The sequence below is a fragment of the Conexibacter woesei DSM 14684 genome, from assembly GCF_000025265.1.
GTDB lineage: Bacteria > Actinomycetota > Thermoleophilia > Solirubrobacterales > Solirubrobacteraceae > Conexibacter > Conexibacter woesei.
In genome coordinates, this window is record NC_013739.1 from 2,991,880 (window position 1) to 3,016,650 (window position 24,771).

The 24,771-nt window shown below is 72.1% G+C and carries 20 protein-coding genes; 11 read left to right on the plus strand and 9 right to left on the minus strand.

Translation table 11 applies throughout. The features are described 5' to 3' along the window. Genes CWOE_RS13990 through CWOE_RS14005 form a run of 4 tightly spaced genes read right to left on the minus strand, consistent with a single transcriptional unit; the run spans position 1 to position 5,625 of the window. Entirely contained in the window at positions 1-1,485 is a 1,485-nt protein-coding gene (locus CWOE_RS13990; RefSeq protein WP_012934275.1) for an aminotransferase class I/II-fold pyridoxal phosphate-dependent enzyme, read from the minus strand. Further along, positions 1,482-2,759 carry a M20/M25/M40 family metallo-hydrolase gene (locus tag CWOE_RS13995; protein ID WP_012934276.1) on the minus strand — a complete coding sequence of 426 codons (1,278 nt, stop codon included), beginning with the start codon at positions 2,757-2,759 and terminating at the stop codon, positions 1,482-1,484. Before CWOE_RS13995 ends, CWOE_RS13990 begins: the two co-directional genes overlap by 4 nt. Then, positions 2,756-4,405 carry an MOSC domain-containing protein gene (locus tag CWOE_RS14000; protein ID WP_012934277.1) on the minus strand — a complete coding sequence of 550 codons (1,650 nt, stop codon included), beginning with the start codon at positions 4,403-4,405 and terminating at the stop codon, positions 2,756-2,758. The genes CWOE_RS13995 and CWOE_RS14000 overlap by 4 nt, the downstream gene beginning before the upstream one ends. Positions 4,406-4,437: 32 nt before the next feature. Beyond that, positions 4,438-5,625: a cobalamin-independent methionine synthase II family protein gene (locus CWOE_RS14005; RefSeq protein ID WP_012934278.1), complete on the minus strand. Its 1,188-nt coding sequence runs from the start codon at positions 5,623-5,625 to the stop codon at positions 4,438-4,440. 200 nt (positions 5,626-5,825) lie between these two features. On the opposite strand from CWOE_RS14005, the gene CWOE_RS14010 reads away from it, so the two are divergent. Next, positions 5,826-6,662 (plus strand): IclR family transcriptional regulator, encoded by an 837-nt coding sequence (locus tag CWOE_RS14010; RefSeq protein WP_012934279.1) that lies wholly within the window; start codon positions 5,826-5,828, stop codon positions 6,660-6,662. 23 nt (positions 6,663-6,685) lie between these two features. Here CWOE_RS14010 and CWOE_RS14015 read toward each other — a convergent pair whose 3' ends face one another. Next, positions 6,686-7,261 (minus strand): cupin domain-containing protein, encoded by a 576-nt coding sequence (locus CWOE_RS14015; protein WP_012934280.1) that lies wholly within the window; start codon positions 7,259-7,261, stop codon positions 6,686-6,688. Positions 7,262-7,605: 344 nt separating this feature from the next. On the opposite strand from CWOE_RS14015, the gene CWOE_RS14020 reads away from it, so the two are divergent. The 10 genes from CWOE_RS14020 to CWOE_RS14065 all read left to right on the plus strand — a co-directional run bounded on the left by CWOE_RS14020 (position 7,606) and on the right by CWOE_RS14065 (position 21,296). Beyond that, the gene (locus CWOE_RS14020) at positions 7,606-9,228 is read left to right on the plus strand and encodes an ABC transporter substrate-binding protein (protein WP_012934281.1); all 1,623 of its coding nucleotides are present in this window, start codon (positions 7,606-7,608) and stop codon (positions 9,226-9,228) included. Between the two features lie 90 nt (positions 9,229-9,318). Further along, positions 9,319-10,509, plus strand: a complete 1,191-nt coding sequence (locus CWOE_RS14025) for a cobalamin-independent methionine synthase II family protein (protein ID WP_012934282.1) — start codon at positions 9,319-9,321, stop codon at positions 10,507-10,509. 90 nt (positions 10,510-10,599) lie between these two features. Next, positions 10,600-11,652 carry a cupin domain-containing protein gene (locus CWOE_RS14030; RefSeq protein WP_012934283.1) on the plus strand — a complete coding sequence of 351 codons (1,053 nt, stop codon included), beginning with the start codon at positions 10,600-10,602 and terminating at the stop codon, positions 11,650-11,652. Position 11,653: 1 nt separating this feature from the next. Beyond that, positions 11,654-12,490, plus strand: coding sequence for a fumarylacetoacetate hydrolase family protein (locus CWOE_RS14035; protein WP_012934284.1), 837 nt, complete (start codon positions 11,654-11,656; stop codon positions 12,488-12,490). Beyond that, positions 12,487-13,146, plus strand: coding sequence for a flavin reductase family protein (locus CWOE_RS14040; RefSeq protein WP_012934285.1), 660 nt, complete (start codon positions 12,487-12,489; stop codon positions 13,144-13,146). Before CWOE_RS14035 ends, CWOE_RS14040 begins: the two co-directional genes overlap by 4 nt. Continuing rightward, positions 13,143-14,843, plus strand: a complete 1,701-nt coding sequence (locus CWOE_RS14045; protein ID WP_012934286.1) for a (2,3-dihydroxybenzoyl)adenylate synthase — start codon at positions 13,143-13,145, stop codon at positions 14,841-14,843. Before CWOE_RS14040 ends, CWOE_RS14045 begins: the two co-directional genes overlap by 4 nt. Then, positions 14,840-16,978: an FAD-dependent monooxygenase gene (locus CWOE_RS30695; protein WP_012934287.1), complete on the plus strand. Its 2,139-nt coding sequence runs from the start codon at positions 14,840-14,842 to the stop codon at positions 16,976-16,978. The genes CWOE_RS14045 and CWOE_RS30695 overlap by 4 nt, the downstream gene beginning before the upstream one ends. A 1-nt stretch (position 16,979) precedes the next feature. After that, positions 16,980-19,214, plus strand: coding sequence for an acetate--CoA ligase family protein (locus tag CWOE_RS14055; RefSeq protein WP_012934288.1), 2,235 nt, complete (start codon positions 16,980-16,982; stop codon positions 19,212-19,214). Positions 19,215-19,706: 492 nt separating this feature from the next. After that, positions 19,707-19,991, plus strand: a complete 285-nt coding sequence (locus CWOE_RS14060) for a DUF4287 domain-containing protein (RefSeq protein WP_012934289.1) — start codon at positions 19,707-19,709, stop codon at positions 19,989-19,991. Between the two features lie 681 nt (positions 19,992-20,672). After that, positions 20,673-21,296, plus strand: coding sequence for a hypothetical protein (locus CWOE_RS14065; RefSeq protein WP_012934290.1), 624 nt, complete (start codon positions 20,673-20,675; stop codon positions 21,294-21,296). A 211-nt stretch (positions 21,297-21,507) separates the two neighbouring features. On the opposite strand, the gene CWOE_RS14070 is transcribed toward CWOE_RS14065, so the two are convergent. From CWOE_RS14070 to CWOE_RS32810, 4 genes are all read right to left on the minus strand, one after another. Continuing rightward, a complete protein-coding gene (locus tag CWOE_RS14070) occupies positions 21,508-21,936 on the minus strand; it encodes a hypothetical protein (RefSeq protein ID WP_041730498.1) in 429 nt (142 codons plus the stop codon). Between the two features lie 195 nt (positions 21,937-22,131). Next, entirely contained in the window at positions 22,132-22,716 is a 585-nt protein-coding gene (locus CWOE_RS32805) for a hypothetical protein (protein ID WP_148261013.1), read from the minus strand. A gap of 132 nt (positions 22,717-22,848) precedes the next feature. Continuing rightward, positions 22,849-24,198: a nucleotidyltransferase gene (locus tag CWOE_RS32050; RefSeq protein ID WP_012934292.1), complete on the minus strand. Its 1,350-nt coding sequence runs from the start codon at positions 24,196-24,198 to the stop codon at positions 22,849-22,851. After that, a complete protein-coding gene (locus CWOE_RS32810) occupies positions 24,188-24,700 on the minus strand; it encodes a hypothetical protein (protein WP_148261014.1) in 513 nt (170 codons plus the stop codon). Before CWOE_RS32810 ends, CWOE_RS32050 begins: the two co-directional genes overlap by 11 nt. Between the last annotated feature and the right edge of the window lie 71 nt (positions 24,701-24,771).

Below are 24,771 nucleotides of genomic sequence, written 5' to 3' on the forward strand. Positions count from 1 at the left end.
TCACTCCGCGCGCGTGTCGTCGTCGGTGACGACGACGCGCAGCGTCCGCAGGCTGCGGTCGCTGGCGCCGCGCACCATGCTGCCGCTCGCGACGGAGGCGGCGAGGAACGCGACGATCGCGGGGGTGAGCTCCTCGCCCGCGAGCACGTTCGGGATGCCGGGAGGGTAGACGGCCAGCGACTCGGCGCAGATGCGGCCGCTCGCCTGCTCCAACGGGACGTGCTCGTGGCGTGCGAGGAACGTCGCGCGCGGCGAGATCGCGAGCGGGCCGTACCGCGGCGCCAGCAGCGCCCTGGTCGCCGGCGCGCCCTCGCTCGCCTCCAGCGCGTCGCGCAGCGCCGCGACGAGCCGCTCGCCGTCGCCCTCCTCGTCGCCGATGCTGAAGATCGCGACGAGCGCGTGCGCGGACGCCAGCTCGACGAACACGCCACGGGTCGTGCGCAGCAGCGGCTGCAGCTCGATCCCGCTGCGCCCGGTCCCGCTGACGTCGATCGCCATGCGGAAGGGGTCGATCGCCGCGATCCCCATCCGTCCGACGAGGCGCTCGTCGAGCACGTCGACGCCGGGGAGCGCCTGGACGTCCGCGCGGATCCGCTCCAGCGCCCGCAGCGTCGCGCCGATCAGCTCGCGCCCGTCGACCGCCGCGCGTTGGCGCGCAGCGTCGAGCGACGCGCCCAGCAATGCGTTCGGGCTCGTCGAGTCGAGCATCGTCACCGCGCGGTCGACGGTCTCCTGATCGAGCATCGAGTCCGGCCCGAGGTGCAGCATCGCCGACTGCGTCAGGCTCCCGAGCAGCTTGTGTGTGCTGGAGATGACGAGGTCGGCGCCGGCGGCAAGCGCGTCCAGCGGCAGCTCGTCGTGGAAGGCGAAGTGCGCGCCCCACGCCTGGTCGACCACGATCGGCACGCCGTGGCGGTGGGCGACCGCCACCAGCCCCTCGACGTCCGCCGCCATCCCGTAGTAGGTCGGCGAGACGACGATCACGCCGCTGACGTCCGCGTCCTCGCGCAGCGCCGCGTCGAGCGTCTCCGGCAGCAGGCAGTGGGCGATGCCCATCGCCTCGTCGACCTCCGGCAGCACGAAGCGCGGCTCGAGCCCGGACAGCGTCAGCCCGTCGATCGCGCTCGAGTGCACGTTGCGCTGCATCAGCACGTGCCTGCCGCGCTGCGCGAGCGCCAGCGACGCGACGTGGTTGGCCTGCGAGGCGCCGTTGAGCAGGAACCACGTCCGCTGCGCGCCCCACGCCTCCGCCGCCAGCAGCTGCGCCTGCTCGAACGGCGTCGGCCGCGGGCCGTCGTCGATCCCCCACACGAGCGGCGGGATGTCGAGTGCCAGCGCCCGTTCCCCGAGCGCGTCCACGAGCGCGCGCGGCGCTCGCGGCCCACCGCGGTGCGCCGGCACGTTGTAGCGCCCCGGATCCAGCTCGGCGTGTTCGAGCAGGGAGCGCAGGTACGGCATCTCGCGCTGGTCGCCGGCGCCGCTCATCGTGCCACCGCGCCGAAGCCCGCGATCGTCCGCACGAGCATCCGCGCGGTCCGCAGCACGTCGGCGACGAGCACGTGCTCGTCGACGGCGTGCGCCAGGCGCGACGGGCCGGGGCCGGCCAGCACGCACGGGATGCCGCGCTCGGTGAAGAGGCGCATGTCCGCGCCGTAGCTGATGCCGGCGATCGGCGCCGCGGTGGCCTGCGGGCTCGTCTCGGCCCCGAGCGAGCGGGCGACGAGCTGCGTCAGCGGATGCTCGACCGGCGTCGCGCCGGCGCCGAACTGCCCGCCGGTCCAGCGCAGCCGCACCGGCGGGCCGTCGCCGGCCGCCGCCTGCACGGTCGACTCGACCAGCTTCCGGACCTCCGCAGCGCCGCTGCCGACCGGCACGCCGACGCGGCCCTCGAACTCCAGCCGGTCGGGCACCTGGCTCGACCACCTTCCTGCCTGGACGCGGCCGACCGAGAGCGGATAGGGCAGCTCCAGCTGCGCCATCAGCGGGTCGGAGACGTCGCGGTTGAGCCGCTGCTCCAGCTCGGCGAGCGCGCCGTGGATCGGCAGGTAGCGATCGATCGCCGAGACGCCGGCGAGCCGGAACGCGGCGTGCGCCGAGACGCCGCCGACCTCGCCCGTGAACGTCAGCGCCCCGCCGTGGGCGGCGATCACCCGGAAGTCGGTCGGCTCGGGGATCACGCAGCCGTCGAAGCGGTCGTCGCGCGCCAGCTGCGCGAACGCGCCGAGGCCGCCGTCCTCCTCGGAGGAGAGGCCGAGCAGCGTCAGGTCGCACGGCGGCCCGTCCGCTCCCGCCGCGTCGCGCACCGCGCCGATCGCGTGCAGCGCCGCCACGACGCCGCCCTTCATGTCGACGGCGCCGCGGCCGTGCACCGCGCCGTCGACGACGGCGCCGCTCCACGGCCCGTGCGTCCACTCGGCGGCGCCAGGGTCGACGACGTCGAGATGGCCGGCGAGGCACAGGCGCGCGCCGCCGTGGCCGGCGACGTCCGCCGTCAGGCCGAGCAGCTCGCTGCGGCCGGCCTCCTCGCCCGGGTAGCCGTCGGCGAGCCGCAGCGCCGCGACGTCGTGCTCGTGCAGCGTCGCGTCGATCCCGCGCTCGGTGCACAGCTCGCCGAGCAGCTCCAGCGCCGCGCGCTCGTCGCCGGTCGGCGACGGCACACGCACGAGCCGGCAGAGGTCGCGCTCGATCGCGCCCGCGTCGAGCACGGCGAGCGCGCGCGGCGTCAGGTCGGCGACGGTGGTCCGGTCTGCTGCGGTCATACGTCGAGCGTCACTTTCGTTCGGGGGACAGCGATGCAGGGAAGGCATTCGTCGTCGGCGTGCGGGGCGGTCGCGTCGCCGAGCTGCTGGACCTCGCCGTCGAGCACGCGCGTCGCGCACGTGCCGCACGTCCCGACCCGGCAGCTCGATGGGATCCGGACGCGGTTGGCCTCTGCCAGCTCCAGCAGCGTCAGCGTCGGATCGGTCCAGAGGCAGAAGCGCGCGGAGCGCGCGAACGAGACGTACAGCCCGCCTTCGGGCACCGTCACCGCGTCGGCCATGCGCGCGGCCGAGACGAACGACTCGACCGCGATCCGCTCCGGCGCGACGCCCGCCTCGGCGAGCGCGATGGGCAGCCGCTCGACCATCTGCTGCGGCCCGCAGATCATGAAGCGCGTCTCCGGCGGGACCGCGGCGACGAGCTGCTCGGCCGTCAGCCGGCCGTCGCGACTCGTCACCCGCGGCACGTACGCAAACGACGGCAGCCGCTGTGCCAGACCGCGCAGCCAGGCGCCGTCGATCTCGTCCGCGGCGCTGCGCGCGCTGGCGAACAGCCACACCGGCCGACCGGCGCCCGTGCGTTCGAGCGTCGCGAGCATCCCGCGGAACGGCGTCACCCCGATCCCGCCGGCGACGAACGCCAGCGGCTCCTCGCCGGGCGGCAGCGTGAAGACGCCGTTGGGCGCGCTGCAGCTCAGCACGTCGCCGACGCGGACGCGGTCGTGCAGCGCTTGGGAGCCGGGACCCGCGTCGCGCTTCACCATCACGCGGTAGGCGGCGTCGCCGGCGGCGCCGACGAGCGAGTAGGAGCGGTGGGCGCGGCCGTCGTCGAGCGGGACCTCCAGCGTCACGAACTGGCCGCCCTGGAAGGGGGTCAGCGGCGCGTCGTCGGCCGCCTCCCACGTCAGCGCGAGGACGTCGTCGGTGACCGCGACCCGCTCGGCGAGCCGCACGGCGCGGGGCGGCACGCTGACGGGCGCAGGGCGCTGCGGCTCGGCGAGCCGGCGCGCGACCTTCTCCAGGTGGCTGCGCCACTCCTCGCTCAGCGGCGCATGCTCCAGCGCGCGCTCGACTGCCTCCAGCTCCTCGGGGCCGGTGTCGAGCCGCAGGCGGACCAGCTCGGCGACGGTGAGCCGGCTCGGGTCGCGCCGCAGCAGCTCGATCGCGTCGCCGGCTGCGACTGAGCCCTCCTCGATCACGCGCAGGTAGAAGCCGGTGCGGCGCTCCTCCATCAGCAGCGCGGGCATGTCGGCGCGGTCGAGCCGCAGCGCGAGCTTGTAGCAGCTGACGCGCGGCTCGGTCACCTGCAGCACGCAGTCGCCGAAGCGCAGCACGTCGCCGATCGCCAGCTCGTCTTCGAGCAGCCCGCCGACGAGCAGGTTCTCGCCGAAGCTGCCGGCCTCCAGCTCACGGCCGAGCGTCCGCGACCAGAACGGGTAGTGCTCGGCCGGGTAGGCGTAGACGGCCTTGTCGGGCCCGCCGTGGGCGACGAGGTCGGCCTGGCCGTCGCCGTCGAGGTTGAGCTGCCGGACAGCGACGCGGCCGTCGACCGGCGCCTTGAAGATGCCTGTCGCGACGTCGCTGCCCTTCCACGTCACGGTGCGCGGGCGGCCGACGCAGACGGTGCGGACGTGGGCGTTCGTCATTCCCGTCGCTTCCGTGCGCCGGTCCGCGCTGCTCAGGCGCCGAAGAGGCGCTTGCTGGCGATCTGCGCGCCTTCGGCGAGGATCTCGAGCTTCTTCCAGGCGACGTCCTCGGCGACCATGGTGTAGCCGGCGAAGGTGCTGAAGCCGCAGTCGGTGCTGGCGATCACGCGCGTCGGGTCGCCGACGGCGTCGGCGAAGCGGCAGATGCGGTCGGCGACGACCTCGGGGTGTTCGAGGTAGTTGTAGGTGACGTCGATCACGCCCGGGATCAGGACCGTGCCCGCGGGGAGCGGATGCGTCGCGAACAGCTTGTACTCGTGCTGGTGTCTCGGGTTTGCGCCCGCGAGCGAGATCGCGCCGACGTTCGCGCGGTAGACGGTCTCCAGCAGCGGTTCGAGGTCGATGTCGTCGATGTGCGGCCCGTCCCAGTTGCCCCAGCAGACGTGCATCCGCACCTGCTCGCGGGGGATGTCGGCGAGTGCGTCGTTGAGCGCGTCGATGTGCCACCCGATCCGCTCGACGAAGTCGCTCCACGGGCGGTCGCGGTAGAGCACGTTGCGCTCGTAGGCGAGGTCGGGGCAGTCGATCTGCAGCACGTGACCCTGCGCGGCGACGAAGTCGTACTCGCGCTTGAGCTCGCGCGAGAGATCGGCGAGGTAGTCGCGGTCGTCGGCGTAGGCGGGGTTGGCGGGGTCGAGCAGCAGCGTCGTCGAGACGAGACCGGGGGAGACGGCGGTCACGAACGTCTCCTCGAAGGCACTGTCTGCGCGCCCGAGCGCCGCGGCGAACAGCTCCAGCTCCTCCCTGGCGACGGCCAGCTCGGGGTCGTAGGCGACGCGGGCCTGCGCCATCGGCACGCCGTAGCGCGTGCTCGACTCCGGGTCGCTGTCGGAGGAGAGCCGCTTCAGCTTCGCGTAGCCGGGGAACTTGTCGATGTCGGTCGTCGTGCCGCGGTCGCCGACGCCGCCGAAGCCGGTCATGCGGTCCTTGACGTACTGCGAGAAGCCGATCCGCGGCATCTCGCCGTCACCGCCGACGTCGACCCCCGCGGCCAGCTGGCGCGTGACGACGTGGTCGAGGTCTGCGGCGACCTGCGCGCGGAAGACGTCGCGGTCGACGTCCTCGCCCTGCTCCACGCGCACGAGCAGGTCGAGCAGCGCCTGGCTGCGCGGCAGGCTGCCGACGTGCGTCGTGAGGATGCGGTCGTCGCTCGTCTTCATCGGCTCCTCCTCGAGGAGATCGCAAAAGGGCTGGCGACGCCAATGCTCGCTGCTGCGGGCGACGGCCGGGTCGGCCGTTCCGCAGCGAGAAACGGGGATGCGAACAGGCCGCCGAAGCGGCCGGTTCCACGCGGTGAAACGGTGCTTGCGCGGCGTCGGGCGGGTGCTCACCATGGGCCGATGACGATCGGCGGCGTCGCGTGACGCGCTTCTCCACCGTGCCCGCTCCGCGCGGCGAGTCCCCGGAGCCGCCCGCGCGGCCCAGCGTCCGCTCGATCGCCCGCGCGCTGCGCGTGCTGCGGATCATGGCGGCGCCCGAGCGCTCGGAATGGTCGCTGTTCGAGCTGTGCCAGGCGGCGAACCTGCCGAAGGCGACCGTCCACCGCCTGCTCGGGACGATGATCGAGGAGGGCTTCGTCGAGCACGCGCGCAACCCCGGGTACTACCGCCTCGGCCTCGAGGCGGCGATCGTCGGGCATGCGAGCCTCGAACGCCGCAAGCCGGAGGCGTCGGTCGACCGGATCCTCACCGACCTGGTGCGGCGCGTGCAGGAGACCGTCAGCGTCGGCCTGCTGTCCGGCACGAGCATGCTCTCGATCGCGCGCACGCACCCCAGCGGGACGCGCCACGCGGACGTCGCGCGCGGCGCCGTGCTGCCGGCGCACGTCTCCTCGGGCGGCAAGATGCTGCTCGCGTCGCTGCCGCCCGAGCGGGTCGCCGAGCTGTACCGCGGGCGGCATGCGCTGCAGCGCTTCACGCCGAAGACGATCGCCACGGTGCCGGAGCTGATGCGCCATCTCGCGATCGTGCGCGAGCGCGGCTACGGGATCGACGACGAGGAGTACGTGACCGGGGTGCGCTGCCTGACCGTCCCGATCCCGTCCGCCGCGGGACCATCGCACTACTGCGTCGGGCTGTCTGCGCCGACGGCGCGCGCGACGCTCACCCAGCTGCGGATCGCCGTGCGGATCCTCGACGTCGCGGCGGTCCAGCTGGCACCGTACTTCGTGAACGGCGCGGCGCCCGCGCCCGACTGAGCCGGGCGCGGACGAGCGTTCGCTCAGTTCGCTGCGACGACTGGGGGCGTTCTCCCTGTCGCCTCGACCGCAGCGGCGACCTCGGGCCCGAAGGCGGCGATCGCCTCCAGCACCGACGGCGCGAGCGTTATGTCGTTCATATCGCGCACGTCGCCCGTGATCAGCACCTGCAGGTGGCCGTCGGCGTCGCCGACGTTCTGGAAGCCGCGCATCACGCCGGGCGGGATCGAGATCGTGTCGAGCTCGTCGAGGAAGGTCTCGTGCTCGCCGTGCTCTCCGTAGTAGACGCGAAAGCGGCCGCGCAGGCAGGTGAACGTCTCGGTCGTCTGCCGATGACGGTGCAGGCCCGGACCCTGCCCCGGAGGGCAGATCGCGATGTTGAGCGAGAAGCCCTCGACGTCGGTGATCGGCGACGGGTTCGCGAACGGCCCCTCGAGGCCCGCGGGCGTGGCCACGGTCCGCAGTCTGCGCGCGAGGAAGATGTCGCGCGCCTCCTGCGGGACGATCGGGTCGTCTTGGATCGTCCATGCGTCGAGCGCGGCGAAGCGCGCGACGCGCGTCGACTCCATCTGCTCTCTCGTGACGGCGGCAGGGTCCATCGGCATCCTCCTGTGGTTCGACGTGCTCCGTGATGATCGGTGGCGGCGCAGCGCCGGTCCAGGGCAGTTTCGGGGAGCGGAACCGCCGCGCGCGAGCGCCCGGTTCCGCCGTGCGGAAGCGGCCGTTGCGGCGGCACGGCGCATGGCTAGCTTGCGCTGCGAGATGAGCGAACAGACGCCCCTCGAGCCGGAGGCGGTCCGCGCCGCGCAGCTGCTCGGCGTCGTTCTGCTCTCCAGAATGCGGCGCGTCGGGTTCCGGCTCGCGGAACGGCCCATGGACGCGGGTGCAGCGCGACTCCAAGCTGCGCGCCGAGGGAGCACTTTCCAACGTCTGTGGAGGTCACATGCTGATCGGCAAGTCTGCACCTGCGGCGGCGATCGTCGGCGCGCTCTGCGCGTTCGCGATCGCCGGCTGCGGCGGTGACAGCGACTCGTCGTCGACGACGGACACGAGCGCGAGCAAGGGCGGAGGCGGAGGCGCCGCCGCGACAGGCGCGCTCAGAAGCGGCGGCACGCTGACCGCCGCGCTGACGGCCGAGCCCGACTACCTCGACCCAGCGAGAGCGCAGTCGGGGCAGAGCTGGCAGGCGCTGGTGCCGATCTGCGAGGGCCTCTACGCGCTCGACGGCGGCGCGACGAAACCGCAGCTCGCCGTCGGCGAGCCGGTCCTCCGGGACGGCGGCAAGACGGTCACGATCAGGCTGCGCAGAGGCGTCAGGTTCAACGACGGCACGCCGTTCGACGCCGAAGCGGTAAAGACGTCGCTGCTGCGCAACCACAGAACGTCGGTGCTGTTCCAGGGCATCCCGCTGGAGCAGGTGCTGACGCCGTCGGCAGACACGATCGTGCTGAAGCTGGCGGCGCCGTACGCGCCGCTGATCTCCGACCTCGCCGGCCCCGGCGGCATGATCGCCTCGCCCGCGCAGCTGGAGAAGCTGGGCGACAGATTCGGCGACGACCCGGTCTGCGTCGGGCCGTTCGAGTTCGTCAGCCGCAGAGCCGGCGACGCGATCACGCTCAGACGCGCGCCCGGGTACTACGACGCCGACCGCGTCAAGCTCGACGAGCTGGTCTTCAAGATCATGCCGGACGAGGACGCGCGCAGCACGAGCCTGCGCTCCGGCACGATCGACGTCGCGCTGGACCCGGCCGACGCGGAAGGGCTTGCGGGCGACGACGCGCTGCGCGTCGCGGAGGTTCCCGGCGCGGGCTGGCACGGCGTCTACTTCAACGTCGGCAACTCCGCCGGCATGGGCAAGCCGCTGGCGCCGCGCGACAGCGCGCTCGGCAGATCGGCCGCCGTGCGCAGAGCGTTCGAGCGCACGCTCGACCGCGAGGCGCTGCTGTCGCTCGGCCACGACGCCGGCGCGGACGTCTCGTGCAGCATCATCTCGACGACCAGCTCGCTGCGCTCCGACGTCCCGTGCGAGGCGAACGCCGATCCCGAGGCGGCGCGACAGCTGCTGGAGGAGGCCGGGGTGGAGACGCCGGTCAAGGCCCAGCTGAACGTCTCGGCGTCGCCGGACCTGCTGCGTGAGGCGCAGGCGATCCAGGCGATGGCGAGAGAGGGCGGGTTCGAGGTCGAGATCGACCAGTGCGACGTCGCGAGCTGCATCAAGCGGCTGATCGGCGGCGACTTCGACCTGGCGCTCGGCGGCTTCTCCGGCTTCCCCGACCCCGATCCGAGCATCAGCCCGTTCGTCTCGACCAGAGGCGGGTTCAACTTCGTCGGCATGTCGGACCCGGAGCTCGACAGACTGCTGGAGCAGGCCCGCGCCGCGTCCGGCGACGAGGCGGAGCGCAGACAGCTCTACGCACGCGCTCTGGAGATCGTCAGCGAGCAGCTGCCGCTGGCGGTCATCGGCAACCCCGGCGTGACCGTCGCGTCGCGCAGCGACGTCGGCGGCTTCGAGGTCTCCGCGAGCGAGATCGTCGACTTCACCGGCGCCGGGTTCACGCAGGGCTGACGTTCGTTCCTCATCATGGAATGGCGTTGACCGCGACCGCCGGCAGCAGCGAATCTGCTGGTGTCTGACGGGAGCGATCGAGGAGATCCGATGAAGACCAGCGACACCCGCATCCTGACGACGCACGTCGGGAGCCTCCCGCGCAGCAGAGCGCTGCTGGACCTGCTCGTCGCGATCGAGAACGGGGAGGAGGTCGACCGCGAGCTGTTCCGCAGCCAGGTGGCCGACGACCTCGACCACGTCGTCACGCGCCAGCTGGCCGCGGGGGTCGACGTCGGCGGCGACGGCGAGATGCCGCGGATCGGCTTCTCGCAGTACGTCAAGGACCGCATGACCGGGTTCGGCGGCGTCGCGCAGCGAGGCGTCGTGACCGACCTCGAGAAGTTCCCCGGCTACGCCGAGCTGAAAGGCCTGAGACCGACCGGCAACGAGCTGAGATCGAGCACGCTCTACACGGTGCCCGAGGCGCAGGACCGCGTCGTCTACGACCCCGAGCTGGCGGTCGCCAGGGAGGAGCTGGAGCTGTTCGCCGCGGCGCTCGGCCGTGCGAGCGGCGCCGGCTTCGAGGAGACGTTCGTGACGGCGGTCTCGCCCGGCCTCGTCACGACGACGCTGCTGCGCGCGGAGGGCAATCCCGCCTACGCGGACGACCGCGAGTACCTCGCCGACGTCTCGCGCGAGCTGAAGCAGGAGTACGAGTACGTCGCCGCGCAGGGTCACGTGCTGCAGATCGACTGTCCCGACCTCGCGTTCGAGCGCAACGTGCTCTACCGCGACCGCCCGTGGGAGGAGTTCCTGGAGCGGATCGGCTGGCACGTCGCCGCGCTCAACGACGCGCTCGCGGACATCCCGCGCGAGCGGGTGCGGATGCACGTCTGCTGGGGCAACTGGGACGGGCCGCACATCGACGACATCGACCTCGAGCCGCTGCTGGAGACCGTCTACCGCGCGAACGTCGGCGCGATCTCGATGGCCGGCGCCAATCCGCGTCACCAGCACGAGTACAAGCTGTTCGGGCGCTACCCGCTGCCGGACGGCGTGGTGCTCGCGCCCGGCGTGATCGACGTCACCTACAACTATCTGGAGCACCCGGAGGTCGTCGCCGACCGGATCTGCCGCTACGCGGAGGCGATCGGCGATCCGACGCGCGTGATCGCGTGCACCGACTGCGGCTTCAGCACCTTCGCCGGCTACACGATGGTCGCCGAGGACGTCGTCTGGAAGAAGCTCGAGATCCTCGCCGAGGGCGCGCGGATCGCGACCGACCGCTTGTTCGGCTGAGAGCGCGTTTCCACCGTGAGGAAAGCGTTCGCCGGTGCGGGGAGGGCGCCGTAGCGTGCGTCCTCTCAAGCGTCTTCCGGAGGAGTCTCCATGGCCAGCCCGCCGACCGTCGATCCAGAGGTGTTCTACTCGAAGCTGCCCGCGTTCCACGTGGAGCCGCTGTGGCGTGCGCGCGGGCTGATGCGGCCCGCGCCGGGCCGCGAGGCGGTCGGCTGCGTCTGGCGCTACGACGAGGTCCGCCGGCTGCTGCTGGAGTCCGGCGACGTCGTCACCGCGGCCGAGGCCGACCGGCGCGTGCTGATGCTGCTCAACCCCGGGCTCGACGGCGCCGCCGCGGCGACGGCGAACCTCTACGCCGGGCTGCAGCTCGTGCTGCCGGGCGAGGTCGCGCCCAAGCACCGCCACGCGGCCGCGGCGATCCGCTTCATCGTCGAGGGCGACGGCGCCTACACCGCCGTGGACGGTGAGAAGTCGGTGATGCGGCCAGGCGACCTCGTGCTGACGCCGAACTGGACCTGGCACGACCACGGCAACGAGAGCGACGGGCCGATGATCTGGCTCGACGGGCTCGACATCCCGCTCGTGAACAAGCTCGACGTGCCGTTCTTCGAGTCGCCGGGCGAGGACCGGCAGCTGCTGACGCGCCCCGACGACGCCTCCGCGCGCCACTGGGCGCAGGGCCGCCTGCGGCCGCTGTGGGAGGGCGACTGGCAGCGCCGCTACTCGCCGGTCGTCAACTACCCGTGGACGGTCACCGAGCGGGTCCTGCGGGACGCCGCCGCCGACACCGACGGGACCCCGCACGACGGCGTCGTCTTCCGCTACACCAACCCGGTCGACGGCGGTCACGTGCTGCCGACGCTCGGCTGCGCGGTGCAGCTGCTGAAGGCCGGCTTCCGCGGCGCCGCGCACCGCCACACCTCGGCCGCCGTCTACCACGTCGTCCGCGGCAACGGCGCGACGATCGTCGACGGCGCGCGGCTGACGTGGGGGCCGGGCGACACGTTCGCGGTTCCCGGCTGGGCGGTGCACGAGCACGCGGCCGGCGACGAGGAGGCGATCCTCTTCAGCTTCACCGACGAGCCCGTGCTGGAGTCGCTGGACCTGTTGCGGACCGCCCCGGCCGACCGTCAGGAGGCGTGAGGTGCGGCTCGGGACGCTGGCGCTCGACGGCGGCTCGCGTGCGGTCGTCGTGCGCGACGGCCGCGCTGCCACGGTCGGCGAGTACGCCGACGTCGGCGCGCTGCTGCGCGACGGCGAGGCGGGGCTCGCCGCCGCGCGCCGCGCGCACGAGCAGGCCGACGGCGCGCACGACGCGGCGCCCCAGCGGTTGCTGCGCCCGGTCCTGGAGCCGGGCGCCATCGTCTGCGTCGGCCTCAACTACCGCAGCCACATCCTCGAGATGGGCCGCGAGCTGCCGACTGCGCCCACGCTCTTCTCGAAGCTGCCGCGCGCGTTGACCGATCCGACGGCGGCGATCGAGCTGCCGGCAGTCAGCGAGCGGATCGACTACGAGGGCGAGCTGGCGGTCGTGATCGGCAGAGCGGGCCGCGACGTCGCGGCCGCCGACGCGTGGTCCCACGTCGCCGGCCTGACGCTGATGAACGACGTGACCGCGCGCGACTTCCAGCGCCGCACGCTGCAGTGGTTCGCGGGCAAGACGCTGCAGGCCTCGACGCCGATCGGCCCGGTGATCGTCACGGCCGACGAGCTGGAGCCGCTCGGCGACCGCGAGCTGGTCACCCGCGTCAACGGCGAGGAGTGCCAGCGCGCGCCGTTGAGCGACCTCGTCTTCGACGTGCCCGCGCTCGTCGCGGACCTCTCCCGGCTCGTCGAGCTGGCGCCCGGCGACGTGATCGCGACCGGCACGCCCGGCGGCGTGGGGGAGGCGGCGAGACGCTACCTCGGCGACGGCGACGTGGTCGAGGTGTCGATCGACGGGATCGGCACGCTGCGCAACGAGTTCCGGAGCGCGCGGTGATCCTCGATCCGCTGGAGCTGGAGCGCGCGCAGCTGAACGCTCTGATCGGCGGGCTCGTCTACCCGCGGCCGATCGCGTTGGTCTCGACGGTCAGCGAGGACGGCGTGAGGAACCTCGCGCCGTTCTCGTTCTTCAACGCGTTCTGCTTCCACCCCTCGCCGGTGCTCGGCATCGGGCCGGGCTCGCGGCGCGGGATCAACAAGGACTCGCTCGCGAACGCGCGGGCGACCGGCGAGTTCGTCGTCAACCTCGTCAGCGCGGAGCTGGCCGAGACGGCCAACCGCTGCAGCGGCGAGCTGCCGCCGGACGTCGACGAGTGGACGATCGAGGGGATCGAGGCACTGCCGAGCGAGTGCGTGCGGCCGGAGCGCGTCGCGATCTCGCCGGCGTCGTTCGAGTGTCGCGTGCTGCAGATCGTCGACCTCGGTCCGGCCGAGCAGCCGTCGAACTCGCTCGTGATCGGGAGAGTCGAGCGGATCCACGTCGCCGACGCGGCGCTCGACGGGCTGACGCCGCTGCCGGAGGTGCTCGACCTCGTCGGCCGCCTCGGCGGCGACGGCTGGACCTACACGCGCGACCGCTTCGACCTGCGCCGCCCCGACGGCCGCACCGTCGCGGAGCTCGACCGCCCGGTCCGCGGGCCGGCGAGCCGATGAGCGCCGGGACGCGGGTCGCGGCGCAGCCGCGCGGCGACGGGCTGACGCCGTGGCCGGCCGACGTGGCGGCGCGCTACCGCCGTGAGGGCTGGTGGAGCGGGACGACCTGCTGGGAGCTGCTGGAGGACGCGGTGCGCCACGCGCCGGAGCGGATCGCCGTCGTCGACGGCCCGCGGCGGATCTCCTACGCGGCGGTGGAGCAGCGCGCGCTGGGGATCGCGGGCGGCCTCCGCGACCACGGCCTGGAGCGCGGCGACCGCGTCGTCGTGCAGCTGCCGAACCGGCTCGCGTTCGTCGAGCTGACGCTCGCGCTGCTGCGGATCGGCGCGCTGCCGGTGATGGCGCTGCCGGCGCATCGCGACCACGAGATCGGCCATCTGCTCGCGCTCTCGGGCGCGGTCGCCTACGCCGGCCCGCGGCGCCACCGCTCGTTCGACCACGTCGCGATGGCCGGCCGGCTGCGCGCCGATGCGCCCGCGCTGCGGCTGCTGCTGTGCGACGAGCCGGCCGACGGCGCCGTCGACCTCGAGGCGCTCGCCGCTGTGGGGCGTGCGGCGGACGCGTCGGACCCGGCGCCGGCGCCCGGCGATGTCGCGCTGCTGCTGCTGTCCGGCGGCACGACCGGGCTGCCGAAGTTGATCCCCCGCACGCACGACGACTACGTCTACAACGCGCGTGCGAGCGCCGAGCTGTGCGGCTTCGACGCGTCGACCGTCTACCTCGTCGCGCTGCCGGCGAGCCACAACTTCCCGCTCGCCTGCCCCGGCATCCTCGGCGCGCTCGCGGTCGGCGGGCGCGTCGTCCTGACCGAGGACGCCGCGCCCGCGGCGGCGCTCCCGCTGATCGAGCGCGAGCACGTGACCGCGACGGCGCTCGTGCCGGCGCTGCTGCTGCGCTGGCTGGAGTCACCGCTGCGAGAGAGGGCCGACCTCGGGTCGCTGCGGCTCGTCCAGGTCGGCGGGGCGCGGCTCGCGGCGGAGGTCGCGCGGCGTGTGCGACTGCAGCTCGGCGCGACGCTGCAGCAGGTCTTCGGGATGGCGGAGGGGCTGCTCAACTACACCCGCCTCGACGACCCCGAGGAGGTCCTGGCCGAGACGCAGGGGCGCCCGCTCTGTCCCGGCGACGAGCTGCGGATCGTCGACCCGGACGGCAGGACGGTCGCGGACGGCGAGGAGGGCGAGCTGCACGTGCGCGGCCCCTACACGCTGCGCGGCTACTACCGCGCGGCCGAGCACAACGCGCGCGCGTTCACGCCGGACGGCTACTACCGCACCGGCGACGTCGTGCGCTGGCACGCGTCCGGCAACCTCGTCGTCGCCGGCCGCGCGAAGGACCTGATCAACCGCGGCGGCGAGAAGATCTCCGCCGAGGAGATCGAGAACCTGATCCTCGGCCACGCCGCCGTCGAGACGTGCGCGGCGGTCGCGATGCCCGACGAGGAGGTCGGCGAGCGCACCTGCGCCTACGTCGTCGTGCGGGACGGGCATACGCTCGACCTGCCGGCGCTCGTCGCGTTCCTGCGTGAGCGGCGGATCGCGAGCTTCAAGCTGCCGGAGCGGCTGGAGGTCGTGCGCGAGCTGCCGCTGACGAACGTCGGCAAGGTCGACAAGCAGGCGCTGCGCACGGCGATCCGCGCGCGGCTGGCGCGGGAGCGCGCGGGCGACGACGCCGGCGCCGGCGCGGAGGCGGCGCGATGAGTCGCGGCGACCGCCCGCTGCGGATCGTCAGCATCGGCGGCGGCCCTGCCGGGCTGCTGGCCGCGGCGCTCGTGCGCCGCCGCTTCCCGCAGCACGAGGTGACGGTCCTCGAGCGCAACGCGCCCGACGCGACGTTCGGCTTCGGCGTCGTCTTCTCGGCACGTACGCTCGCCGGCCTGCGCGACGTCGACCCGGCCGTGCACGCGGCGATCGACGCCGCGTCCAGCTCGTGGCGCGACATCGAGGTCCGCCACCGCGGCGAGACGCTGCGCTGCGGCGGCCACGGGATGTCGGCGATCGCGCGCACGCGGCTGCTGGCGATCCTCCAGCAGCACGCCGCCGACGCAGGCGCCGAGCTGCGCTTCGAGACCGAGGCGACGCCGGAGCTGCTCGCCGGCGCCGACGTCGTGCTCGGCGCCGACGGCGTCAACAGCGGCGTCCGCACCGCGCGTGCCGAGGTGTTCGAGCCGCGCGTCGAGCAGGGGCGGGCGAAGTACATCTGGTTCGCCGCCACGACGCCGTTCGACGCGCTGACCTTCGCGTTCGCCGAGGACGAGCACGGCTGGTGGGGCGTCCACGCCTACCCGTTCGACGGCGAGCGCAGCACGTTCATCGTCGAGACCGACGAGGGCACCTGGCGGCGTGCCGGCCTCGACCAGGCGGGGGAGCTGCCGCTCGGCGCCAGCGACCTGCGCTCGCTCGCGTACTGCGAGCGGCTGTTCGCCGACGTGCTCGGCGGCGGCCGGCTGCTGGAGAACAACTCCCGCTGGCTGACGTTCGGGACGCTGCGGACCGGCCGCTGGCACGAGGGGAACACGGTCCTGCTCGGCGACGCCGCGCACACCGCCCACTTCTCGGTCGGCTCCGGAACGAAGATGGCGATGGAGGACGCGATCGCGCTCGTCGACGTGCTCGGCGAGGCCGACGACGTGCCGACGGCGCTCGCCGCCTACGAGCGCGTGCGGCGCCCGCAGGTCGAGCACATCCAGCGCGCCGCCGACCCGAGCATGCGCTGGTGGGAGCGCTTCCGCCACGTCGCCGCCGACGAGGTGCCCGAGCGCTTCGCCTTCCACTTCCTGACGCGCTCGCCGATCGTCACACGCGACCGGGTGCGCGCCCGCGACGCACGCTTCGTGCGGCGGGTCGAGCGCGAGTTCGCGGGCCGGCTGGACGTCGCGGAGCCCGACGCCCCGCTGGCGGCGCCGTTCGAGCTGCCTGTCAGCGGCGCGGCGGCCGGCGGCGCGACGGGTGGCTTGCTTGAGGGCGGCTCGGGCGTGGCGGCCGGCTCGCTCCCGGCCAGTGGCGCGGCGGGCGCCGCGCGCGCGGCCGTGCCGCCGACGCCGGCCGGCGGCGGCGCGGCGGCCGGATCGCACGCGGCCGGCGTGGCCGGCGGCCACGTGACGCTGCGCTCGCGGGTCATCGCCGCGCCGCGGCTGTCGCCGTGCGGCGGGCAGGACCTCGCGCTGCTGGCCGGCGCGGCGGCGGCCGGCGCGGGCGTCGTGCTGGCGGTCCCGGTCGCCGAGCCGGACGGCGGGGCGGAGTCCGCGGCGCACTGGCACACGATCGCCGCCGCGGTCCGGCGCCAGGGCGCGCTGCTGGCGCTCGCGGCGCCGCCCGACGCGGCGCTCGTGTGCGAGGCCGACGTGCTCGCGCTGCCGCGCGTCGCGCTCGGCGAGCTGTCCGCCGCGCGGGTCGCCGTCGAGGCGGGCGAGTGGCCGGCGCAGCGACCGCTGCTGCTCCCGGTCGTGGCCGGGCCGGCGGACGAGCAGGTCGCGGGCGTGGGGGAGGTCGCCGCGCTGGCGGCAGAGCGATCGTTGATCACGGCGGTGCTCGCGCCGCGCGCGGACGACGACGGCCGCGCGCTGCAGGCGCTGCTGTGCGACGCGCTGCGGGCGGGAGCGCCGGGCGTGCCGATCGCGCTCGTCGATCCGCTCGGCACTGACGAGGCCGCGACCGCGGTGCTGGCCGGCCGCGCCGATCTCTGCCTCGGCCGCCCGCGCTTCGACACCCCGCGCTGGGAGCCCGTCGCGGGGCGGCGCATCGCAGAGCCGCCCACCCGCGCAGCCGCCGCACCGCCGCCCGCCGCCGCGGCGCTCCCGACCGCGTCGCTCCCAACCATTGCGGCGGGCTCCTGAGATGGGCGCTCTCGACGCGCTGCTGCGACCGCGGGCGGTCGCCGTCGTCGGCGCCTCGCCGTCGCCGGCGAAGGCCGGCCACCAGCTGCTGCTCAGCCTCGCGCCGTTCCCTGGGCCCGTCCACCCGGTCCATCCGCGCGCGAGCGAGGTGGCCGGACGGCCGGCGCACCCGAGCGTCGGCGCGATCGGGGAGCCGGTCGACCTCGCGCTGCTGGCAGTCCCGCCCGCGGCGCTGCTCGCCGCGCTGCGCGACTGCGCTGAGGCCGGCGTCGGTGCGGCGGCGATCCACGCCGGCGGGCTCGCGGAGGCCGGGGCGGAGGGCGCGGCGCTCCAGGCGGAGCTGCTCGACGTCGCCCGCTCGGCCGAGATCCGGCTGCTGGGTCCGAACACGTCGGGCTTCCTCGACCCGGCGGCGCGGCTGCACGCGACGTTCGTCCCCGGCGTCGCGGCGATCGCGCCCGGTCCGCTCGCGATCGTCGCGCAGAGCGGCGGCGTCAACCACCAGCTCGCGTTCGCGGCGCAGGCGGAGGGCATCGGCGTGCGGCTCGCGATCGGGCTCGGCAACGCCGCCGACGTGGACGTGCCCGACGTGCTCGACCAGCTCGCCGACGACGCGGAGACCGGAGCGGTCGTGCTCGCGCTGGAGGGCGTGCGCGACGGCCGGCGGCTGATCGCCGCGATCGAACGGCTGACCGCACGCGTGCCGGTGATCGCGCTCAAGGCGGGCCGCGCCGACGTCGGCGCGTTCGCGCAGTCGCACACCGGCGCGCTGACGGGCAGCTACCGCGTCGCGCATGCCGGGCTGGCGCAGGCCGGTGCGGTCGTCGTGCAGAGCACGCAGGAGCTGCTCGACGCGGCGCGCGCGCTGCTCTGCGGGCGGCTGGCGCCACGCGAGCACGCGGGCCTCGGCATCGTCACCGGCCAGGCCGGTCCGGGGCTGCTGCTCGCCGACGAGCTGTCCGTCGCGGGCGTGCGCGTGCCGGAGCTGGGCGCCGCGCCGCGCGCGCGGCTCGCGGAGCTGCTGGACCCGATCACCTACCAGCGCAACCCGGTCGACACCGGGCGGCCGGGGCCGTCCTTCCGCGAGGTCGTCGCGACGGTCGGCGGGGCGGAGGAGATCGATGCGCTCGTCGTGCACGCGCTGCTCGAGCCCGGGGCGCTGGACCCGGTCGCGGACCTGTCCGGCGCGACGGACGTGCCGGTCGTCTTCTCGACCGGCGGCCCGCCCGCGCAGGTCGCCGACGTGACGCGCCGCCTCGCAGGCGCGGGGATCGCGACGTTCGCCAGCCCCGAGCGCGCCGCGCGCGCGGCCGCCGCGCTGGTGCAGGACGCAGCGCGCGCCTGGCGACGACGGGAGCGGGACGCCGCCGACGCCGCGGCAGCCGCACCGCTCGCGGCAGCCACCGGCGCGCCGGCCGTCCCGCTCGCCGCCGCCGCGCCGCTCGTCCCAGCGCGTCCGCTCGCCGCTGCCCCGCCGGCTGCTCCCGCCGCCCCGCTCGCGGCGGCCACCGGCGCGCCGGCCGCCCTCACCGCCCCGCTCGGCGCCCCGGCTGCCCCGCTCGACGCCCCGGCCGCCGACCCGCTCGACGCCACCGCGGCCGCCGGCCCCTGGGACGAGGCATCCGCCAAGGCGCTCGTCGCGGCGCTCGGCCTCGCGGTGCCGGCCGGCGTCGTCTGCGCCGATCGCGCCGAGGCGCACGCTGCGCTCGCGCGGCTGCGCGCGCCGGTCGCGCTGAAGCTCGTCCACCCGCAGCTGCGGCACAAGAGCGAGCGCGGCGCGCTGCGACTCGGGATCGCCACCCCACGGGAGCTGGACGCCGCGGTCGACGCGCTCGCGGCGATCGACGACCTTCAGGACGCGCGGCTGCTCGTCGAGGAGATGGCGCCGTCCGGGCCCGAGCTGCTGCTCGGCGCCGTCCGCGATCCCGCGTTCGGGCCGATCGTCGTGCTCGGCGCCGGCGGCGTCGCCGCCGAGGCACTGGACGACGTCGCGGTCCGCATCGCGCCGGTCGCGGTCGGCGAGGCGGCCGCGATGCTCGGCGAGCTGGCGAGCGCGCAGCTGTTCGGCGGCTTCCGTGGACAGCCGGCGGTCGACGTGCACGCGCTGGGCGCGGCGATCGCAGCGCTGAGCCGCTGGATCGCGGAGCGCCCGGACGTCGCCGAGGTCGAGGTCAACCCGCTGCGCGTGACCGCGCACGGGCTGATCGCGCTCGACGCGCTCGTCGTCGCCACATAGCGAGCGGCGGCCAAGGTAGGCGACACAGAGCGAAGTCGCTGCGAGAGACGCCAAGCCGTCTCGTCGCGTCGTAGACGCGACGCAACATCTCCTCCGGAACCGCGATCGTCGTCTCCATGGGGAGGAGCTGACTCGGCGCGGCCGCCCGCGCGATGCGGGCGGGCCCCGTTTGGGGCCCAATCCTGATCGCCAAAGCCCACCGCACCCGGAATCCCACCCTCCTCGGCACGACGAAACCCCCGCATTTGCGGTGGTTTCGTTCCGATGGAGAGAGCCGCGCGGCGTACAAACCGCGTCGCTGTCGCCACGGGCGCTATCTCCGTGGTGTGATGCGGCGCCGGCGAGCATCGCAACCTGTCGAGCGGATCACGGGGTCCACGCCGACCCGCAGGTCGCTCTCGGCCCGGATGTCGCCACGGCGCCCGCGGCTGCGATGAGTTTTCCGCGCGGCTTCGGTCTCAGACACCGACACTCACCTGAAGGAGCAGCCAGATGTCTTTTCAGTCCTATCTCGACAACATCGAGCTCAAGACCGGCAAAACGCCGGCCGAGTTCGTCGCGCTGGCGGAAGCGAAGGGCATGACCCAGCCGGTTGCCAGAGCCGGGCCGATCCTCGCCTGGCTGAGAGAGGAGTTCGGGCTCGGCCGGGGCCACGGCATGGCGCTCGTGCACGTCATCAGAAACGGTGACCGCATCAGCGACAAGCACGTCGGCAGCGACGGCACGCACAGCGACCCGAGCGATCGCCTCCGACTGGACGGCCTCGCCGCTCGCTAGCAGTCACCGATGGCTTCGGTGCGCAGGCTGCTCCTCGATGCGTCAGCCAGGTGGACGGGTTCGACATCGTCGCTTGCCGCGGCTCGCCCTGTGGATTGTCGGGTGGATCGTGACGTCTGCACGAGTGGCAACCAACTGAGGTCGATCTCTCCGAGGTGCTCTCGGGAGACGCGGTAGTGGTTTGCGAGAGCCAGGCTGTACCGAGAGCGCCTCTTGGACAACCTTGCTTCGAGGGGCGCTGCGTTCCGATGGAGAGAACCGGGCGGCGTACAAACCGCATGGCGGTGTCCGGCGCCGCCATTTCGATCGTCTGAGGTGGCGAAGTAGCGACTCCGAGGGCGCGACGATTCAGGCGGCGTGGCGTAAAGGCGCAGTGCGTGACGGACGATCTCGGAGGTGATCGTTTCGTCAGCTCAGGCGCGCTCGGCGAGTTGGTCGTCGCGGAGTTCGGGGTCAAGCCTGACGGACTCGACGCTTGATGATCACGGCGCTCAGCAACATCACCAAGCACGGTCGAGAGTACCTGCGACGGCAGACCGACCGGCAACTGCCTCGAAACGACCTCGATCGAGCTGCCGACAGACCAGGCCGGCGAGGCGTGGGCGAAACGTAGCCCGCTGCCTCGTGCTCTGCGGCGCGAACTGCCGCGCCCGCACGAGTCGACGGCGATACTCCGGTCCAATGCAGAACAGGACGCTCATCGCTATCTCGCTCGCGGTGTCGCTCGTCGCGGTGACGTTGACGGGATGCGGCTCGTCAACCTCGACGGTCACGGTCCCCGCGGCCACCGAAGCAGCCGTAGACACGGCGCCCGGCCGGACCGCTCCGGAGACGGCGTCCGTTGTATCGACGATCCACGATCGTGCCGGGGACGTTCAGGACGACAACTACAAGCGCCATCCCGAGCGGACGAATCTCGACATCGTCAGAGCGATGCTGCGGCGCGACGGGGACGGCCTCAGGCTCTCGATCACCACGGCCGGCCCGCCCAGAGGGAAGTCGATCTACGCCCTGTACTACTTCGACGAGCCGGGCGAGCAGGGCGGGATCGTCGAAGTGCGCACGACCGGCACGACCGCTCACACGGTCGCGTCCGACGCCGACTTCTCTTACTCCGAGCGGCTCGACGATCTCACGTCAATCGACGGCCGCACTGTGACCGTGACCGTGCCCGACGAGTATGTGGAGCCCCTGGACAAGTGGACCGTGGCCGTCGCGTCTCGCGGGGAGATACCCGAGATCAGCGACGACGCACCGAACCTGAAGCGCGGCCAGGTGGGGTTCTCGATGACCCCGTTTCCGTAGGCCTCTCTCTGAGAAGCCTCGAACTCCTCGAACAGCCAGCGCCGTTCGGTCGAGAGGCGCCTCCCGACACGAAGGGAGCCACCTGAATGTGCTTCGACGCCGTCCAGCGCGACCCACCGACCGCGCATCGCATCGCAGCGCGACGGCGTACAACCGCGTTCTCGTGCAGGCTCCTACGCTGAGCGCGCTTAAGCAACCGACGAGCGCAGATTCAGCTCGAAGAGGAGAATGGCTTACCCGGCCATTTGGTCAGATCCTCGAAGAGTTCGCTATCGGGAAAGTCAAAGACAGAGGTCGGATCAAACCTGCCGTGGGTAATCGGGAAGTGTCCCTGTTGGAGGTCAATGCATCGCCAAGGCAGTTCGATGTCTAACGCTCGCGTGGGCTCGGGGTGCAACCAGAGCGTCGGCGCACAACGCGCGATGCTCCATGGCCGCAGCTCTCCATCGAAGAAGAGGACACCAACTACGTGGCGCTTACGGAATCTGCCCGACTCGGCCGTGAAGAGGCCATTGCCACGGCGGTTGGAATCGGCGGTTGTCGGCTGTGAGCCGGTGTGAATGCCGATCGATGGGCCGAGCAGCGCTGCCAGAACGTCGTCATCGTCGATGCCCATGCGGTCCATCCGCACCGCGATCATCAGAGGAACATCCGGCCTTCCGTATTTGCTGGCCTTCGCGTCAAGCCGAGCCAACAGCGTGCCGGCGTGATCCCAGGTGGCGCTATCGGACGGCCCGGCAGAAATTGCTGGTCCGGGCTTACACCGATCCTCCGGCCGGCGGGGCCATGCTCGGAAGGAGAAGGTCCATTCGCCGACATGCTCCACGCGGCTTGGTCATGCGGCGCCATTGAAGGTTCGGTCCTGTGCGGCTCGGATGTCCTCCCAACAGAGCGAGGCGAGCCAGTGCTCCAGATGCTTGCGAACGTCGCGCATCCGAGGTGGCTGCGCACCTTCGTGCTCGATCTCGAACCAGAGCCAAAAATCGTCGGCCCGTGTGCGATTGATAGCAGCGACGATACGCGCGATACGTCTTGCACGGCCCTCGCCTTCGCTGTCGCCGATGGCTGTAGCCTCAAGCAGCAGCCGACATCCGTTGCTCTTGAGTTGGAAGTCAGGTCGCTTGGTCACCCCGGGCAGCTTCGGGTGAGGAAGGATCTCAAAGCCCAGCCGTCGATGAAGCTCGTGCAGGTACAACTCGAACCAGGCTGCATGGAACTCGATATTGTCGCCCGACGACAGCCGCGCCCGGAGCTCTTCTCGTTGGGACGGTGGATACTCCTCGAACCATGCGTTCAGCAGACGGCGCACTCGGTCGAACGCCGGGTCTCGAACGCGGTCGAGAAAATGCCAGATTGGTTCCTCACCAGCGATGGAGGGATCGTCGCGTGGACGGTCAGGGAATAGTGCATTAGCCGTCATAGCGAGCCCGGCTGGAGTTGGAACTCGCGCTGAAGACTCGGCGGAGTCGCCGCCTTTCGCGGACCACCGTCGATGAAGCCGGTTCGAGATTTCGTCGGGATGGCACGGTCTGCTTTGAGGGGCTGTCCAATCTCAAGGACGGAAAGGCCGGCCTCTTGCGTAGATGTTCACGACGAACCAAGCGCTCGTGGCGACCACCTCGTTGTTACGCACAAGCAGCGCGCGCACCAGATGGCTTCCCGTGTACGCCGTGTTCTCCCAGTTCTCCGTCTGGTCGCTGTTCGTTCCTCGTCGGCTGTCCCGCGCTCTGAAGATCTCTCCGCGCAGGCCCGAAGCGTTCCGGGCATGCGCACCCGTGTTCGCCACCTGCCACCAGACATCAACATGGTTAGGCGCTGATATCTCAGCCTTGAAGCGAAGCTTGTGCCCAGCGAATACGACTGGTCCACCGGATGAATATGGCCGCCGGGTCTGTCCGCGCTTCCCTCGTTGCGTCGACGCGGTGATCTCCACGGCGTATCGCGCGTCCGAGCGTTCCGCCCATCCACGATCGCTCGGCGTCTGCGCGTGGCTGTAGTCGCCGACATGGAAACCAAGCGAAGTAGGCGTTCGGGCTGGAAAGTCATCGCCGAGCAGTTCGCGCCAGATGTCGGTCGCCTCGATGACGTCGGTGGCAGCCATCGCCTGGTCGGCCCACTGGACCGCCTCGTCAAGTTCGCGGACGAAAGACGCGAAACTCTCCTGCGTCCAACGCCCGGCAAGATTCTCGGTCGGCAAAACAGGATTCAAGACCACTGGTGGTCTCGTCATACCGGCGAGGTGCGCGTGCAGATTGCGAAAGGTCTGAGTGATGCGGTCGGCGTCGTCCGCAACGCTCGGCATGCATTGGGCCACCAAGACCTGCAACACAATGGACTTGACGGCAGTTCGGACAGACTGCTGCTCGGCGCGCCATCGCTTGAGCATCTTGACGGTGCGCAAGAAGTAGGCACCTTGGCTTGTACACCATCGCGTGTACTCTGCCGGTGCGGTCTCGTGCCAGCCCTCACCTCGGCGGGGAGCCTCGAGCGGTGCGTCGTGGTTGGCGTATCGGACCGGGACGACATCGACGTGGAAGCCGCCGACGTTGTCTTCTGCATATTCCAGACGCACGCAAGGTTGTTTACGACGCACGCGCGCTCTGAACCGCCCGTCCGATCGAAAGCGCTTCTCCAGTTCGCTCAACGCGTCGTCGGCGGTCGTGTTCCCGCCGACACAGACGGCAACCAAGTCAACGTCGTATTCACCACCACGGACCGGCTCAATCGCGGTCCCGTTTGCATAAGAGCCTTGGAGGAAGACGTTGCCTTGGGCAATGTCATAGCTGGCGAGCAGGAAGTCAGAAACCGTGCGGGCTGCACTGTTCATCCGTGGGACCTGAGGATCCCCCAGGGAAATGTTCTGGAGAAACTGTTCGAAGTTCGCTGACAGGTCAACTGCCATGGCTCTTCCTGTTCCGGTGCGTCACGGCGAGCTTGCGCCAGAAGAACGGCGAGAGATGGGAGCGGACATCTCCGAGGAAACTATCGACGCAGCCCGCTATCGCCGGGTATTCATCGTCGGGCAGCGCCGATCTTGGATCAGCCCGAGGAGGATCTCGCCAAGCATCCGCGATCAGAGTTCTCGTCGCCGCCTTGATCTCGCAGACGAGTGTGTCGTAGCTGCGTTTCATGTACTTCGACTCGCTACCAATCCATGCTCGGTAGTACGTCTGCTGTTCTTGAAGCTCGTGAAAGCGATCGATCAGCTTTCGATCACCAGCTTCACCGCGCCGACGAATGCGGTAGAGCATCTCTTCCCATGCAACCGCGGCTCTGACGGCCTCGCCGTAGAGCGCGCGCCGCCGTTCGCGCTTGTTGGCAAGGTAAGCAACCAAGGCCGAGAGCACTGCGACGCTCACGGTCGCTGCCGCCGGAACTGCGATTTGGAGGGTGGATGCCGTCATCGGGATCGCGAGCATATCCGGCAAACGGGACGGTTTCTCATACCGATGCCTTGATCGTTGGCCGCGAAAGC

What these genes read in the sequence shown, in the direction of transcription:
- CWOE_RS13990 (WP_012934275.1), bottom strand. Translation starts at nt 1,485, where the DNA reads ATGAGCGGCGCCGGCGACCAGCGCGAGATGCCGTACCTGCGCTCCCTG.
- CWOE_RS13995 (WP_012934276.1), bottom strand. Translation starts at nt 2,759, where the DNA reads ATGACCGCAGCAGACCGGACCACCGTCGCCGACCTGACGCCGCGCGCG.
- CWOE_RS14000 (WP_012934277.1), bottom strand. Translation starts at nt 4,405, where the DNA reads ATGACGAACGCCCACGTCCGCACCGTCTGCGTCGGCCGCCCGCGCACC.
- CWOE_RS14005 (WP_012934278.1), bottom strand. Translation starts at nt 5,625, where the DNA reads ATGAAGACGAGCGACGACCGCATCCTCACGACGCACGTCGGCAGCCTG.
- CWOE_RS14015 (WP_012934280.1), bottom strand. Translation starts at nt 7,261, where the DNA reads ATGGACCCTGCCGCCGTCACGAGAGAGCAGATGGAGTCGACGCGCGTC.
- CWOE_RS14020 (WP_012934281.1), top strand. Translation starts at nt 7,606, where the DNA reads ATGCTGATCGGCAAGTCTGCACCTGCGGCGGCGATCGTCGGCGCGCTC.
- CWOE_RS14025 (WP_012934282.1), top strand. Translation starts at nt 9,319, where the DNA reads ATGAAGACCAGCGACACCCGCATCCTGACGACGCACGTCGGGAGCCTC.
- CWOE_RS14030 (WP_012934283.1), top strand. Translation starts at nt 10,600, where the DNA reads ATGGCCAGCCCGCCGACCGTCGATCCAGAGGTGTTCTACTCGAAGCTG.
- CWOE_RS14045 (WP_012934286.1), top strand. Translation starts at nt 13,143, where the DNA reads ATGAGCGCCGGGACGCGGGTCGCGGCGCAGCCGCGCGGCGACGGGCTG.
- CWOE_RS30695 (WP_012934287.1), top strand. Translation starts at nt 14,840, where the DNA reads ATGAGTCGCGGCGACCGCCCGCTGCGGATCGTCAGCATCGGCGGCGGC.
- CWOE_RS14055 (WP_012934288.1), top strand. Translation starts at nt 16,980, where the DNA reads ATGGGCGCTCTCGACGCGCTGCTGCGACCGCGGGCGGTCGCCGTCGTC.
- CWOE_RS14060 (WP_012934289.1), top strand. Translation starts at nt 19,707, where the DNA reads ATGTCTTTTCAGTCCTATCTCGACAACATCGAGCTCAAGACCGGCAAA.
- CWOE_RS14065 (WP_012934290.1), top strand. Translation starts at nt 20,673, where the DNA reads ATGCAGAACAGGACGCTCATCGCTATCTCGCTCGCGGTGTCGCTCGTC.
- CWOE_RS14070 (WP_041730498.1), bottom strand. Translation starts at nt 21,936, where the DNA reads ATGATCGCGGTGCGGATGGACCGCATGGGCATCGACGATGACGACGTT.
- CWOE_RS32805 (WP_148261013.1), bottom strand. Translation starts at nt 22,716, where the DNA reads ATGACGGCTAATGCACTATTCCCTGACCGTCCACGCGACGATCCCTCC.
- CWOE_RS32050 (WP_012934292.1), bottom strand. Translation starts at nt 24,198, where the DNA reads ATGGCAGTTGACCTGTCAGCGAACTTCGAACAGTTTCTCCAGAACATT.
- CWOE_RS32810 (WP_148261014.1), bottom strand. Translation starts at nt 24,700, where the DNA reads ATGACGGCATCCACCCTCCAAATCGCAGTTCCGGCGGCAGCGACCGTG.